Below are 563 nucleotides of genomic sequence, written 5' to 3'. Positions count from 1 at the left end.
CGGCAAGAAGGACGTATTCCTCAATATCCCCGCGGCGATCCTGCGGTCCTATCCTGGCATTGGCCGGGTGATCATCGGCTCGTTGATCAATGCGATGACACAGGCCGATGGCGCGTTTCAGCGCCGGGCCCTGTTCATGCTCGATGAGGTCGACCTGCTTGGCTATATGCGCGTTCTCGAAGAGGCGCGTGATCGCGGCCGCAAATACGGCATCACCCTGATGCTGATGTACCAGTCTGTCGGGCAGCTCGAACGGCATTTCGGGAAAGACGGCGCGACGTCATGGATCGATGGATGCGCCTTCGCATCCTATGCAGCGATCAAGGCGCTCGAGACCGCACGGAACGTTTCGGCGCAATGCGGCGAGATGACCGTCGAGGTTCAGGGCAAATCCCGCAATGTCGGGTGGAGCAACTCCAACAGCGGGTCGCGGCGGTCGGAAAGCCTCAACCTGCAACGCCGCCCTCTGATCATGCCGCACGAAATCACGCAGCAGATGCGCAAGGACGAGCAGATCATCATCGTGCAGGGCCACGATCCGATCCGCTGCGGGCGAGCAATCT

General features: G+C 60.9%; 1 protein-coding gene. It reads left to right on the top strand.

Annotation, left to right across the window (positions count from 1 at the left end; translation table 11 throughout):
• A partial coding sequence (locus tag CEV33_RS01330; RefSeq protein WP_167388084.1) for a type IV secretory system conjugative DNA transfer family protein occupies positions 1–563 on the top strand: 563 nt, incomplete at both ends.

The organism is Brucella grignonensis (assembly GCF_002252505.1).
In the GTDB taxonomy this organism is placed as follows: Bacteria; Pseudomonadota; Alphaproteobacteria; order Rhizobiales; family Rhizobiaceae; genus Brucella; species Brucella grignonensis.
Note: the sequence above shows the minus strand (reverse complement) of the source record. Positions and strands in the feature narration are given on the sequence as shown.